This window comes from Streptomyces sp. NPDC047917, from assembly GCF_043204345.1.
Taxonomy (GTDB): Bacteria; Actinomycetota; Actinomycetes; order Streptomycetales; family Streptomycetaceae; genus Streptomyces; species Streptomyces sanglieri.
Genome location: NZ_JBIDCA010000007.1, coordinates 43,153 through 57,044, shown reverse-complemented (window position 1 = coordinate 57,044; position 13,892 = coordinate 43,153). Strand labels below are relative to the sequence as shown.

At 70.8% G+C, this 13,892-nt stretch carries 14 protein-coding genes; 12 read left to right on the top strand and 2 right to left on the bottom strand.

Features of this window, described 5'->3' with window-relative positions; translation table 11 throughout:
* Positions 1-191: 191 nt before the first annotated feature.
* Together ACGF8B_RS17975 and ACGF8B_RS17970 are read right to left on the bottom strand one after the other, a co-directional pair.
* Complete coding sequence (locus tag ACGF8B_RS17975) at positions 192-611, bottom strand: DUF4267 domain-containing protein (RefSeq protein WP_392739406.1); 420 nt, start codon at positions 609-611, stop codon at positions 192-194.
* 178 nt (positions 612-789) lie between these two features.
* Positions 790-1,236, bottom strand: coding sequence for an anthrone oxygenase family protein (locus ACGF8B_RS17970; RefSeq protein WP_392739404.1), 447 nt, complete (start codon positions 1,234-1,236; stop codon positions 790-792).
* 90 nt (positions 1,237-1,326) lie between these two features.
* Here ACGF8B_RS17970 and ACGF8B_RS17965 point away from each other — a divergent pair, with 90 nt between their 5' ends.
* From ACGF8B_RS17965 to pstB, 12 genes are all read left to right on the top strand, one after another.
* Positions 1,327-1,905 carry a TetR/AcrR family transcriptional regulator gene (locus tag ACGF8B_RS17965; protein ID WP_392739402.1) on the top strand — a complete coding sequence of 193 codons (579 nt, stop codon included), beginning with the start codon at positions 1,327-1,329 and terminating at the stop codon, positions 1,903-1,905.
* Positions 1,906-2,085: 180 nt separating this feature from the next.
* On the top strand, positions 2,086-3,009 hold the full coding sequence (gene mshD, locus ACGF8B_RS17960; protein ID WP_392739400.1) for a mycothiol synthase: 924 nt from the start codon (positions 2,086-2,088) through the stop codon (positions 3,007-3,009).
* Positions 3,010-3,134: 125 nt separating this feature from the next.
* Positions 3,135-3,545 carry a GntR family transcriptional regulator gene (locus ACGF8B_RS17955; RefSeq protein WP_392739398.1) on the top strand — a complete coding sequence of 137 codons (411 nt, stop codon included), beginning with the start codon at positions 3,135-3,137 and terminating at the stop codon, positions 3,543-3,545.
* Positions 3,542-4,447 (top strand): ABC transporter ATP-binding protein, encoded by a 906-nt coding sequence (locus ACGF8B_RS17950; protein ID WP_392739396.1) that lies wholly within the window; start codon positions 3,542-3,544, stop codon positions 4,445-4,447. Before ACGF8B_RS17955 ends, ACGF8B_RS17950 begins: the two co-directional genes overlap by 4 nt.
* Positions 4,444-5,412, top strand: a complete 969-nt coding sequence (locus tag ACGF8B_RS17945) for an ABC transporter permease subunit (RefSeq protein ID WP_392739394.1) — start codon at positions 4,444-4,446, stop codon at positions 5,410-5,412. The genes ACGF8B_RS17950 and ACGF8B_RS17945 overlap by 4 nt, the downstream gene beginning before the upstream one ends.
* Positions 5,413-5,663: 251 nt before the next feature.
* Complete coding sequence (locus tag ACGF8B_RS17940; protein ID WP_392739392.1) at positions 5,664-7,919, top strand: RNA degradosome polyphosphate kinase; 2,256 nt, start codon at positions 5,664-5,666, stop codon at positions 7,917-7,919.
* A complete protein-coding gene (locus ACGF8B_RS17935) occupies positions 7,906-8,901 on the top strand; it encodes a CHAD domain-containing protein (RefSeq protein WP_392739389.1) in 996 nt (331 codons plus the stop codon). The genes ACGF8B_RS17940 and ACGF8B_RS17935 overlap by 14 nt, the downstream gene beginning before the upstream one ends.
* Positions 8,898-9,347: an NUDIX hydrolase gene (locus tag ACGF8B_RS17930; protein ID WP_392739387.1), complete on the top strand. Its 450-nt coding sequence runs from the start codon at positions 8,898-8,900 to the stop codon at positions 9,345-9,347. The genes ACGF8B_RS17935 and ACGF8B_RS17930 overlap by 4 nt, the downstream gene beginning before the upstream one ends.
* 329 nt (positions 9,348-9,676) lie before the next feature.
* A complete protein-coding gene (pstS, locus tag ACGF8B_RS17925; protein WP_392739385.1) occupies positions 9,677-10,813 on the top strand; it encodes a phosphate ABC transporter substrate-binding protein PstS in 1,137 nt (378 codons plus the stop codon).
* A 165-nt stretch (positions 10,814-10,978) separates the two neighbouring features.
* Positions 10,979-11,974, top strand: coding sequence for a phosphate ABC transporter permease subunit PstC (gene pstC, locus ACGF8B_RS17920; RefSeq protein WP_392739383.1), 996 nt, complete (start codon positions 10,979-10,981; stop codon positions 11,972-11,974).
* The gene (pstA, locus tag ACGF8B_RS17915) at positions 11,971-13,056 is read left to right on the top strand and encodes a phosphate ABC transporter permease PstA (protein WP_392739381.1); all 1,086 of its coding nucleotides are present in this window, start codon (positions 11,971-11,973) and stop codon (positions 13,054-13,056) included. Before pstC ends, pstA begins: the two co-directional genes overlap by 4 nt.
* A 27-nt stretch (positions 13,057-13,083) precedes the next feature.
* On the top strand, positions 13,084-13,860 hold the full coding sequence (gene pstB / locus ACGF8B_RS17910) for a phosphate ABC transporter ATP-binding protein PstB (protein WP_392739379.1): 777 nt from the start codon (positions 13,084-13,086) through the stop codon (positions 13,858-13,860).
* Positions 13,861-13,892 lie beyond the last annotated feature (32 nt).

Sequence of the window (13,892 nt, the reverse complement as noted above, 5' to 3'; positions counted from 1 at the left end):
CCGGAACAGGTCATGCGCATGGCTCACATATGCGGGCAGAGGTGCCCCGGCACGCACATGGGGCGCAAGCCCGTACGCCATGGGCGACGAAACGGAATCCAGGGCCGCCGTCCGGCCATTCCGGCGGCCGCCGACGGACGAAGGGGTCGCCCGACCTTGCGGCCGGGCGACCCCTTCGGGGCGGGCAGCTGTCAGGCGGGCTGCGCGGCGGGCGCCGGGGCGGGGGCCTTCCTGGTCTCGCGGAGGAACAGCAGGCCGGTGGTCGCGATCAGTGCCGAGGTCAGGCCGTGGATGCCGAACGCGGCAGCGACGGAACCGTGGTGGGCCAAGACGTTGATCATGTCGCCGAACGGGGCGACGGCCTCCATCAGCAGGACCCAGCCCAGTGCGCGGCGGTGGCCCGTCACCAGCAGGATGCCGATGACCAGGCCCATCGCGAATTCGCGGATGCCCTTCATGACGAGGAAGCCGCCGCCGTCGCCGTCGGGCCAGTCCGGCAGGCCTACGCCTGGAGTGGACGTCTCGGGGATCAGGATGAAGGACAGCCCCAGGTAGAGGACGAACAGGGCGCAGGCGGTGGCCAGGACGGTGTTGACGTTCTTCAGCGACATGGTGCTTCTCCTTCGACGTTCAGCCCGGTGCGGGGCAGGGGCCGGCGGCCGGCGTGGCCCGGGGCGCCGATGACGTGCCGGATGGAACGGACCGGTGCGGGTGGGGCGGAACGGACACCGACGTGGCCGACCGCGCACCGCCGCCTCCCCGCGGGACCGGGAGGGCCGGCCCGTGGGCTCAGGTGAGGGCGGTGACCAGCAGAACGAAGGCGGCGACGATGACGGCGACGCGGACGTAGTGGTAGCGGTCCCAGCGGTTCATCTGCTCCTTCCAGTCCTCGGGCCGGTTCTCGGGGGTCCACGTCCTGTTCCGGTTGTTGATCGGGACGAGCAGCAGAACCGACATGACCACGCTGAGGAGCAGCAGCCCGCCGGCGGTGACGACGAGGCCGGTTCCGTGGTGGTGCCACCCGGCGGCCGCCCAGATGCCGACGAGGACGAGCGAGCCGATGTACCAGAACGGCATCACGGCGCCGAGCATCCGGCCCCCGTGGGCGTGGCCGAGTTGGCCGCTGTCCTCCGGGAGGGCGTTGAGGATCGGGTTGATGACGAAGGCGACGGAGAACTCCACCCCCACCATCACGCCGACGACCACGGTGGTGACGACCTGGAGCGCATGGAACATGACGGCCCTTCCGAAATCTAGCGTAGCTAGCTGACGAGGCAACGCTAGCGCTACTGCCGCTCTCATGTCTAGCGCTGCTAGGATCGACTCATGTCGGTACAAGAACGCAAGCAGCGCGAACGGGCGGTCCGCGAGCGCCTCATCGTGGCGACGGCCCGCGAACTCGCCGAGCAGCAGGGCTGGGACGCGGTCACCACCCGTCGGCTCGCCGAACGCATCGAATACAGCCAGCCCGTCCTCTACAGCCACTTCCGCGGCAAACGCGAGATCATCGGCGCCGTCGCCCTCCAGGGCGCCACCGAGCTGGCCGTGGCGATGCGGGCCGCGACCTCCGCCGCGGACGGCCCGCGCGCCCGGGTGCACGCCCTCGCCAGCTCCTACCTCGACTTCGCCGCACACAACCCGGCGGTCTACGACGCCCTGTTCCAGCTCGACGGCGGTCTGGCGTACGCGCAGGAGGACACCCCGGAACCCCTCAAGGACGCCTTCGCCGCGCTGCTGGAGTGCCTGGGCGAGGTCGCCGGGGAGGGCGTCGAACCGGAACTGTTCACCGAGGTGTTCTGGGCGGCCCTGCACGGGGTGGCGACCCTGACCCGGTCGGGTCGGCTGCCGCCGGAGGAAACCGGGCCGAGGGTGGACCTGCTGGTGGACCGGCTCGCCGTGGTCTGACCCACCGCCCCGGCAGGTACCCGACCGGGGCCGCGAAGGGGAGCGCCATGGAGTGCGACGGGCCCACCACCGGCACTCTCGTCGCCGGCGGCACACCGGAACACGCCACAGACCGCCGACCGAGTCCCGAAGCGCCCGCGCACCACCCGGTACCCACCCCGCCCCCGTAGGCTCGTAGACATGACGACTGACGCACCCCTCCCCGCTCCCGGACGTGAGATCCGGACGCTCGACGAGCTCTCCCCCGAGCAGGCGGACGCCGTGTCCGATCTGCTCGCCGAGGCGGCCCGGTCCGACGGCAGGCAGGCCGTCTCCGAGCAGGGGCGGTTGCAGCTGCGGGGCGGGCGGCGGGCCGGGGTCCGGCATCTGCTGCTGACCAGCGGGGCGGTCCTGGTCGGGTACGCGCAGCTGGAGGACACCGACCCCGTCGAGGCGCCGGCCGCCGAGCTGGTCGTGCATCCGGCGTACCGGGGGCAGGGGCACGGACGGGCGCTGGGCGCGGCGCTGCTCGCCGTGACCGGGAAGCGGCTGCGGGCGTGGGCGCACGGCGGGAAGTCCGCGGCGCGGCATCTCGCGCAGGTCCTCGGTCTCTCGCTCTTCCGCGAACTGCGCCAGCTGCGCCGCCCGTTGGCCCCGCTGGACATCGCGGAGCCGGTGCTGCCGCCCGGCATCAGCGTCCGCACCTTCGTGCCCGGCGAGGACGACGCCGCCTGGCTCGCGGTGAACCGCGTCGCCTTCGCCCATCACCCGGAGCAGGGCTCGCTGACCCAGCGCGACCTGGACGACCGCAAGGCGGAGCCGTGGTTCGACCCGAAGGGGTTCTTCCTGGCCGAGCGCGACGGCGAGCTGATCGGCTTCCACTGGACGAAGGTGCACGCCGAGGAGCAGCTCGGTGAGGTGTACGTCGTCGGCATCCGGCCCGACGCGCAGGGCGGCGGGCTCGGCAAGGCGCTCACCGCGATCGGGCTGCGCCACCTGGCCGCCCAGGCGCTGCCGACCGCGATGCTCTACGTGGACGCGGACAACAAGGCGGCCCTGGCCGTCTACGAGCGGATGGGCTTCACGACCCACGAGGTGGACCTGATGTACCGCACGGAATCCTGAGGCATGTACCGCACGGAATCCTGAGGCAAGGGCCCACGGGCCCAACTCACCCGGGGGCGGCGTCTCTTGACGCCGCCCCCGCTTTACGCCACCCTTTCACTACTCAATTAGTGAAAGGAGTGAACATGGCAGAGTCCGCAGCGGTCGAGTACCGCATCGACCGGCGCAGCGGCGTCGCCACGTACCTCCAGATCGTCCAGCAGACCAAGCAGGCGCTCCGCCTCGGCCTGCTGGAGCCCGGCGACCGGCTACCCACCGCGCGCGAGGTCGTCGAGGCCACCGCCATCAACCCGAACACCGTGCTCAAGGCCTACCGGGAGCTGGAACGCGAGGGCCTGGTCGAGGCCCGGCGCGGGCTCGGCACCTTCGTCACCCGGGCACTCGGCGGCGCGGCGGCCGCCGACGACGCACCGCTGCGCGCCGAGCTCGCCGACTGGACCCGCCGGGCCCGCGCGGCCGGGCTGGAGAAGGAAGACGTCAGCGCGCTCTTCACCGCCGTACTGGACAGGACTTTCGAGGGGGATCGGGCCGGATGACAGGCGCTGCGATCGAGGCCACCGGCCTCGGGATGAAGTACCGGGGCAGAGGCAGGGGCTGGGCGCTGCGCGACTGCTCCTTCCGGCTGCCCGCCGGACGGGTGTGCGCCCTCGTCGGGCCCAACGGCGCGGGCAAGTCCACCCTGCTCGCCCTCGCGGCCGGCTTCCTGCGGCCGTCGGAAGGGACGGTACGGGTGCTGGGCGCGGCACCCGGGGACGCCCGTTCCCGGATGGCCTTCGTGGCCCAGGACAAGCCGCTGTACCCGCAGTTGACGGTGGACGCGACGCTCTGGGCGGGCGCCGAGCTGAACCCCGTGACCTGGGACCAGGAGACCGCCGAGCGCATCGCCGGGGAGCTCCCGCGCGATGCCCGGGTCCGTGACCTCTCCGGCGGTCAGCGCACCCGGCTCGCCCTGGCCCTCGCGCTGGGCAAGCGGCCCGAACTGCTGCTGCTGGACGAGCCGATGGCCGACCTCGACCCGCTCGCCCGCCACCAGCTGATGGGCGCCTTGATGGCGGAGGCCGCCGAGCGCTCCACCACGATCGTGATGTCCTCGCACATCCTCACCGAGCTGGAGGGCGCCTGCGACTACCTCCTGCTCGTCGACGGCGGCCGGGTCCGCCTCGGCGGCGAGACGGACGACCTGCTCGCCGCGCACACCCTGCTCACCGGTCCGGTACGGGACACCGCACCGCACACCGTCGTCGAGTCCCGCACCGCGGGACGTGTGCAGACCACACTCGTGCGGAGGCAAGGCGCCGTGGACACAGACGTCTGGGAGGCCGCCGAGCCTTCACTGGAGGAACTGCTGCTGGCCCACCTGCGGTCGCCACAGGCGCCGGCACTGCTGACGCCGAGCGCGGCGGCCGTCGAGGCCGGCCGGGAGGTGAGCGCCGTATGAGCGCGATCACCCTGCGCGGCCCGGTACGAGTCGTCGTACGCCAGCACCGATGGGCCCTGTGGATCATGGGAGTGCTTCCCGTCCTGGCCATCGTCTCGCTCGTCGGCGCCTGGCTGTGGACGGAACATGTCGTGGACACCTTCGCCGCCTCGGGCTGCTCGGTCATGCACACGACGCCCGACTGCGGTGACACGGTCGACGCGTATCTCGACCGTCAGCTGTGGATGCAGAAGGTCCTCAATTGGTCGGGGCCGCTGATGACGGTCCTGCCCGCGCTCGTGGGGATGTTCGTGGCGGGGCCGGTCATCGCCCGTGAGCTGGAGAGCGGCACCTACAAGCTGGCGTGGACACAGTCCGTGACCCCCGCCCGCTGGCTCACCGCCAAACTCGCCGTGCCCACCGTGGTGACGCTGCTCTCCGTGTCCGTGCTGTCGGCCGTGTGCGACTGGGCCCGTACTCGGGAGAACGCGGTCCACGAGGCGTCGCAGTGGTACTCCCGCGAGACGTACGTATCGATCGGCACCGCTCCTCTCGGCTACGCCCTGTGCATGCTGGCCCTCGGTGCGCTGGCCGGGCTGCTGCTGCGGCGCACCGTCGCCGCGATGGTCGTGACCGTGCTCGCGTACGTCCCGCTGGTAATGGTCCTGAACCATGTGCGCGACGGTCTCTGGCCGACCACCCGGCTGCTCGGGAACGGCCCGGTCGGGGGCGGTTCCTGGCTGATCGACTCCGGCAGGCTCACCGCCTCCGGTGAAACCGTGCACTGGACGGACTGCAGAGGGTCCGGGGCGGCGGTCGAGCCCACCGACTGCATGCGCGAGCTCGGCGGCGTCACCCACTTCGCCGACTACCACCCCGCCTCGCACTTCTGGCCCCTCCAGCTCGTCGAGACCGGCATCCTGCTCGCCCTCGCCGCGCTCGCCGCCGCCCTCGCCTTCCGGGTGCTGCGCCGCCGGCACGGCTGAGACCGCCGGGCCGTGTCCGGGTGCCTCTTCCGGTACCCGGGCACGGCCACACCGCTTCCTGCACGTCATGTCGCCGTTACCAGCCATTCAGAAGCGCTTGCCACCCTTTCAGGATGCAGCCAGCTGTGCCGACCCCCCGCAACGGGAGAAATCCCGGCGGAGACCGCACGAACGACGCGAACCGCGCGTTTCCCGCGATCTCCGCACCCTCCGGCGCGCCCCTTGGGCCATCCGCGCGGAAGAATAGGGCCATGAGCCAGCAGCCCAGCTCCGAGGTACCGGTCCAGTCCACCGTGCAGCCGTCGGTCGGCTCACTCGCCGCGCACCGGCCGCGCGCCGTCGCCACCGCCGCGTCCAACGGTGCCGCGCTGTCCACCGCCGCCGACCTGGATCCCGACATCGACGCCGACGTCGACGCGTACGAACCCGATGTCGACGGCGACGAACTGCCGCAGGGCCGCTTCCTGGACCGTGAGCGCAGTTGGCTCGCGTTCAACGAACGGGTGCTCGAACTGGCCGAGGACCCGGCGACCCCCCTCCTCGAACGGGCTAATTTCCTCGCCATCTTCGCCTCGAACCTGGACGAGTTCTTCATGGTCCGGGTGGCCGGTCTGAAACGCCGCATCGCCACCGGTGTCGCCACCCGATCCGCCTCCGGACTCCAGCCCCGCGAGGTCCTGGACCTGATCTGGACCCGCTCGCGCGAACTCATGGCCCGGCACGCCGCCTGCTTCCAGCAGGACATCGCCCCGGCCCTGTCCGACGAGGGCATCCAGCTGATCCGCTGGCCGGAGCTGACCGAGAAGGAGCAGGCCCGCCTGTTCACCTTCTTCCGGCAGCGCGTCTTCCCCGTGCTGACGCCGCTCGCCGTCGACCCGGCGCACCCCTTCCCGTACATCTCGGGTCTCTCGCTCAACCTCGCCGTCGTCGTGCGCAACCCGGTCAGCGGCCACCGCCACTTCGCCCGGGTCAAGGTGCCACCGCTGCTGACCCGCTTCCTGGAGGCGTCGCCGCAGCGGTACGTGCCCATAGAGGACGTCATCGCGGCCCACCTCGAAGAGCTCTTCCCGGGCATGGAGGTCCTCGCCCACCACATGTTCCGGGTCACCCGCAACGAGGACCTGGAGGTCGAGGAGGACGACGCCGAGAACCTCCTCAAGGCCCTGGAGAAGGAGCTCATGCGGCGCCGCTTCGGGCCGCCGGTCCGGCTGGAGGTCGAGGAGTCCATCGACCCGTACGTGCTCGACCTGCTGGTCCGCGAGCTGAAGGTGTCCGACGCCGAGGTCTACCCGCTGCCCGGACCGCTCGATCTCACCGGGCTCTTCGGCATAGCCTCGCTGGACCGGCCCGAGCTGAAGTTCCCCAAGTTCATCGCCGGCACCCACCGCGACCTGGCCGAGGTCGAATCCGCCTCCGCGCCCGACGTCTTCGCCGCGCTGCGCGAACGCGACGTGCTCCTGCACCACCCGTACGACTCCTTCTCCACCTCCGTACAGGCGTTCCTGGAGCAGGCCGCGAGCGACCCCGACGTCCTCGCCATCAAGCAGACCCTGTACCGGACCTCGGGCGACTCGCCGATAGTCGACGCGCTGATCGACGCCGCCGAGTCCGGCAAGCAGGTCCTGGTCCTCGTGGAGATCAAGGCCCGTTTCGACGAACAGGCCAACATCAAGTGGGCGCGGAAGCTGGAGGAGTCCGGCTGCCACGTGGTCTACGGACTCGTCGGCCTCAAGACCCACTGCAAGCTCTCCCTCGTCGTGCGGCAGGAGGGCGACACCCTGCGCCGCTACTCCCACGTGGGTACCGGCAACTACCACCCCAAGACCGCCAGGCTCTACGAGGACATCGGCCTGCTGACCGCGGACCCACAGGTCGGCGCGGACCTCTCCGACCTCTTCAACCGGCTCTCCGGCTACTCCCGCCGGGAGACCTACCGCCGTCTCCTGGTCGCCCCGAAATCCCTGCGGGACGGGCTGATCGCCCGGATCAACAAGGAGATCACCCACCAGCGGGCCGGGCGGACCGCCTACGTCCGCATCAAGGTCAACTCGATGGTCGACGAGGCGATCATCGACGCCTGCTACCGGGCCGCGATGGCCGGCGTACCGGTGGACATCTGGGTGCGCGGCATCTGCGCGATCCGCCCCGGTGTCACCGGTCTCTCCGAGAACATCCGGGTCCGCTCGATACTGGGCCGCTTCCTCGAACACTCCCGGCTCTTCGCCTTCGGCAACGGCGGCGAACCCGAAGTGTGGTTCGGCAGCGCCGACATGATGCACCGCAACCTCGACCGCCGGATCGAAGCACTGGTCCGGGTCACCGACCCCGCCCACCGCGCCGCGCTCAGCCGTCTCCTGGAGACCGGCATGGCCGACACCACCTCGTCCTGGCACCTCGGTCCCGACGGGAACTGGACCCGGCACGCCACGGACGCGGACGGCCAGCCGCTGCGGCACGTACAGGAAATGCTCATTGACGCCCGGAGGCGCCGGCGTGCGACGCCATGACCACCAGACGACGCAGGCGGACCTTACGGCGGGCGCGGTACTCGCGCCCTACCTTCAGGAACAGGCCGCCGAATTCCTCCGCAGCCTGCGCCTGCACCGCGAGAACAGCGCCCCCACGGACGCCGGAAGCCACGGAGCCGAGGAGGCCGCCGGCGCGCTGCGCCGCTCCTCGCGCCGGATCGGCGGCACGCTGCACACCTTCCGGGCGGCGCTGGACGCCACCTGGGCCGAGCAGCTCCGTACCGAACTGGCCTGGCTCTCGGGCACCCTGGCCAGAGAACACGCCTACGCGACCCGGCTGAACCGGCTGCTGGAAGCGCTGCACACGCTGTCCGGCACCTCGCTGCCCACCGCCCGCAACGGGTCCGGCTCCGACGGCGCCACCGACAAGGAGCGCGCCGCCCTGGGCGTCGGCGCCGCCCGCGCCGGAGCGCTGCTCGAACGGCAGCTGACCCTCGCCCGCACCCGCGCCCATTCCGCGGCGCTCCAGGCGCTCGGCTCCGCCCGCTTCCACGCGGTGGCCGACGCCGTCGCGCTGCTCGCCTCGGAGGTCCCGCTCGCCCCGGCGGCCGCGGCCCCGGCCGAGGAGATGCTGCACGGGCCCGCCGACCGGGCCGAGCAGCAGCTGCTCGGTGCGGTGGCGGCGCTCCCGTCCGGACAGGCGGTCGAGCCGTACAACGAGGCGCAGGACGCGCCCTGGCACCGGACCCGGCTGCTGCTCCGGCTGCACCGGTACGCCCACGAGGTGGTCCGGGGCGCCCCGGACCCGGTCCTGGCCGGGCCGGGGCACGCCCTCGATCTGCACCGGGACGCCTCGGAGGCGGCCGCGGCGGCGGCATCGGCGGCCCGTACGCCCCGCATCGCGCCGGCCACCGCGTACGCCCTGGGGGTGCTCCACGCCGACCAGCGCCACGAGGTGACGGCGGCCCGCGGAGTGTTCCGGTCGAGCTGGCCGTACGCCGCGGCCGTGATCGCGCCATGAACGGGGCGGCGGGCGCCCCCGGCACCCCGCGCGCCAGGAACGGGCCGGTGCTCGCCGCGGGATGCGTGCTGTGGCGCCGGTCCGAGTACTCCGGCAGGCTGGAGATCTGTCTGGTCCACCGGCCCCGTTACGACGACTGGTCGCATCCCAAGGGCAAGTTGAAGCGCGGTGAACCGGCGCTGGACGCCGCCCTGCGCGAGGTCCTGGAGGAGACCGGCCACCACTGCGTCCCCGGCGCCCCGCTCCCCACCGTCCGCTACCTCGCGAACGGCCGCCCCAAGGAGGTCGCCTACTGGGCGGCGGAGGCGGCCGGCGGCTCCTTCGTACCCGGCTCCGAGGTCGACCGGGTGAGCTGGCTCGCCCCGGAGGCGGCCCGTGCCCGCCTCAGCCAGGACCGTGACCGGGAGCTGGTCGACGCCCTGCTCGCACTGCCGGCGGACCACTGACCACGCTGCCGGCGGACCCCTGACCGCGCCGAAACCGGGCCTCCGCCGTCTGCGGCCGCGCCGAAACCGGGTCCCTGCGCCGGCTCCGGCCGCGCCGAAGGGGCCCGGCCTTCCCGGACCGCCGGCTCCGCAGCCGTTCCGGCCGGGGGGCGAGAACCGCACCGTCCTGCACGGTTCACCTTCCGTTCACTCTCCCCCGTAGGCCGCTTCACCTGTTCTGCCTAACTTCGGCAGTGCACGGTGCGCGGCGAAACGCCGGAGCACCCACGACAACGCACGCCGTCGTAGAACGAAAAGACCTCGGCGGCTCCTGGAAGGAACACCCGAAAGTGAAGCTTCAGCGCAAGAACCGGCTTCGTGCCACCGCGCTCGGTGCCCTCGCCGTCTCCGGCGCCCTGGTCCTCACGGCGTGCGGTTCGGACGACAACAGCGGCGGCACCACCGGCGGCAACGGCGGGAAGACGAGCGCCGCGTCGAACATCAAGTGCGACGACGCCAAGGGCCAGCTGCCCGCCTCCGGCTCCAGCGCGCAGAAGAACGCCATGGACCTCTGGGCCAAGAACTACATGGCCGGCTGCTCCGGCGTCGAGATCAACTACAAGTCCTCCTCCTCCGGTGAGGGCATCGTCGCCTTCAACCAGGGCACCGTCGGCTTCGCCGGCTCCGACTCGGCGCTGAAGCCCGAAGAGGTCGCCGAGTCGAAGAAGATCTGCAAGGGCGGCCAGGGCATCAACCTCCCGATGGTCGGCGGCCCGATCGCCATCGGCTTCCACCTGGAGGGTGTCGACAGCCTGACGCTGGACGCCCCCACGCTCGCCAAGATCTTCGACACCAAGATCAAGAAGTGGAACGACCCGGCGATCGCCAAGCTCAACACCGGCGTCAAGCTCCCGGACAAGGACATCCAGGCCTTCCACCGCTCCGAGGACTCCGGCACCACGCAGAACCTCGGCAAGTACCTCGGTGCCGCCGCCCCGGGCGACTGGAAGTACGAGGCCGAGAAGAAGTGGCCGGCCCCCAACGGCCAGGCCGCGTCCGGCTCCTCCGGCGTCGCCGCCCAGGTGAAGCAGGTCGACGGCTCGATCGGCTACTTCGAGCTCAGCTACGCCGCCTCGCAGTCGATCTCCACCGTGGACATCAACACCGGTGGCGCCACCCCGGTCAAGGCCACCTCGGAGAACGCCTCCAAGGCCATCGCCGCCGCCAAGATCAAGGGCACCGGCAAGGACCTGGCGCTGGAGCTCGACTACACCACCAAGGCCGAGGGTGCCTACCCGATCGTCCTGGTGACCTACGAGGTCGTCTGCGACAAGGGCAACAAGCCCGAGACCCTCTCCACGGTCAAGTCCTTCCTGAACTACACCGCCGGTGACGAGGGCCAGAAGCTCCTCACCGAGGCCGGCTACGCGCCGATCCCGGCCGAGATCAACGCCAAGGTCCGCGAGACCATCGCCGCCCTCTCGTAACCGGGACGCGCGAGCAACACCCGCAACACCTTCAGCAACACCAGTCACACCAGCAACATCCGGCAGACCGGTCCGGTGCACCCCTCCGGACCGGTCCGCCACCATCCATCCGGTGCACCGCCGCCAGGGGAGCCAGACCGCTCCCCCACACAGACCGGAAAGACCATGGCTTCCACCACACCGATAGATTCGCCGCCGGCACCGCCGGTGGCGCGCAAGCGCGCCGGGACGAAGACCGGCCGCGCGGGCGACAAGGTCTTCCTGGGCCTCTCCAGGGGCTCGGGCATTCTGCTGCTCGTGATCATGGCGTCGATCGCCGTGTTCCTGACCTACCGCGCCTCCCTCGCGATCTCCAAGGACGAGGGCAACTTCTTCACCACCCTGGACTGGAACCCGGCCGGCACCCCGCCGGTGTTCGGTATCGCGGTCCTCCTCTTCGGCACGGTCGTCAGCTCGATCATCGCGATGGCCATCGCCGTCCCGGTCGCCGTCGGCATCGCCCTGTTCATCTCGCACTACGCGCCGCGCAAGCTGGCCGCGCCCCTCGCCTACGTCGTCGACCTGCTCGCCGCAGTGCCGAGCATCGTGTACGGCATCTGGGGAGCCCTCGTCCTGGTCCCGTACCTGGAGGGCCTGAACCTCTGGCTCGACCAGTTCTTCGGCTGGACCTACCTCTTCGAGAAGACCGAGGTCGGCGTCGCCCGCTCGCTCTTCACCGTCGGCATCCTGCTCGCGATCATGATCCTGCCGATCGTGACCAGTGTCAGCCGCGAGGTCTTCCTCCAGGTCCCGAGGATGAACGAAGAGGCCGCCCTCGCCCTGGGCGCCACCCGCTGGGAAGTCATCCGCCTCTCGGTGCTCCCCTTCGGCCGCTCCGGCGTGATCTCCGCCTCGATGCTGGGCCTGGGCCGTGCGCTCGGCGAGACGATGGCCGTCGCCACGGTCCTGTCGCCGAGCTTCGTCATCTCCGGGCACCTGCTCAACCCCGGCGGCGGCACCTTCGCCCAGAACATCGCCGCGAAGTTCGACGAGGCCAACGAGTTCGGGCGCGACGCCCTGATCGCCTCGGGCCTGGTGCTCTTCGTCCTCACCCTGCTGGTCAACGGCGCGGCCCGGATGATCATCGCCCGCCGCAAGGAATACTCGGGGGCCAACGCATGAGCCAGGCAGCCAACACCGGCATACAGGAGCGCCCCGCCCCGGCGGAGACCGCCCGTCCGACCAGTCTGAGCAGCCGGGCACTGCCCCGCTGGGCCCCGTTCGCCTTCGCCGCGCTCGCGCTCGCGCTGGGCGTGGGCACCGGTGCCGCGGCCGGCTGGCAGAGCCACACCCAGTGGGGCCTGTTCTCCGCCCTGCTCTTCGTCGTCATCTCGTACGTCACGACCTCGGTCGTCGAGAACCGGCGCCAGGCCAAGGACCGGCTCGCCACCAGCATCGTCTGGGTGTGCTTCCTGCTGGCCGTCGTGCCGCTCGCCTCGCTGCTGTGGACGACGGTCAGCCGGGGCGCGGAGCGCCTGGACGGGTACTTCCTGAGCCACTCGATGGCCGGCGTGCTCGGCTCCGAGCCGACCGGCGGTGTCTACCACGCGCTGATCGGGACGCTGGAGCAGGTCGGCATCGCCACCCTGATCTCCGCCCCGATCGGCATGCTGACCGCCGTCTACCTGGTGGAGTACGGCAAGGGCGCCCTGGCCAAGGCCGTGACCTTCTTCGTCGATGTCATGACGGGCATCCCGTCCATCGTCGCCGGTCTCTTCATCCTCTCGATCATGCTGATGACGAAGACCCAGCCGTCCGGCCTGATGGGTGCGCTGGCACTCACGATCCTGATGATCCCGGTCGTGGTCCGCTCCACCGAGGAGATGCTCAAGCTCGTCCCGAACGAGCTCCGCGAGGCATCGCTCGCCCTCGGCGTCCCCAAGTGGCGCACCATCCTGAAGGTGGTCCTGCCGACCGCGATCGGCGGCATCACCACCGGTGTGATGCTCGCGATCGCCCGCATCGCCGGTGAGACCGCGCCGATCATGCTGCTGGTGTTCGGCAGCCAGCTGATCAACCCCAACCCGTTCCAGGGTGCACAGTCCTCGCTCCCGTTCTACATCTGGGAGCAGTACCGGGTCGGCACCGACCAGTCGTACGACCGTGCCTGGGCCGCCGCGCTGGTCCTGATCGCCTTCGTCATGATCCTCAACCTGGTGGCCCGCGGCATCGCCCGCTGGAAGGCCCCGAAGACCGGCCGCTGACGCGGCACGAAAGAAGCAGTGATTCAGATGGCCAAGCGCATCGACGTCAGCGGCCTGTCCGCCTACTACGGCTCCCACCTCGCCATCGAGGACATCTCGATGACCGTGGAGCCCCGCTCCGTGACCGCCTTCATCGGCCCGTCCGGCTGCGGAAAGTCCACCTTCCTGCGCACCCTGAACCGCATGCACGAGGTCACCCCCGGTGGCCGCGTCGAGGGCAAGGTGCTGCTGGACGACGAGAACCTGTACGGGGCGAACGTCGACCCGGTCTCCGTGCGCCGCACGGTGGGCATGGTCTTCCAGCGTCCGAACCCCTTCCCGACCATGTCGATCTTCGACAACGTCGCGGCCGGCCTCAAGCTGAACGGCTCGTACAAGAAGAGCCGGCTGCCCGAGATCGTCGAGAAGTCGCTGCGCGGCGCCAACCTCTGGAACGAGGTCAAGGACCGGCTGAACAAGCCCGGCTCCGGTCTCTCCGGCGGTCAGCAGCAGCGTCTGTGCATCGCCCGCGCGATCGCCGTCGAGCCGGACGTGCTGCTGATGGACGAGCCGTGCTCCGCGCTGGACCCGATCTCCACCCTCGCCATCGAGGACCTGATCGGCGAGCTGAAGGAGCGCTTCACGATCGTCATCGTGACGCACAACATGCAGCAGGCGGCCCGCGTCTCGGACCGCACGGCGTTCTTCAACCTCGCGGCGGTCGGCAAGCCCGGCAAGCTCATCGAGATCGACGAGACGGAACGCATCTTCTCCAACCCGTCCGTCCAGGCCACCGAGGACTACATCTCGGGACGCTTCGGATAGTCACCCGGCAACGGGGCCGATGTGGGCCGGGG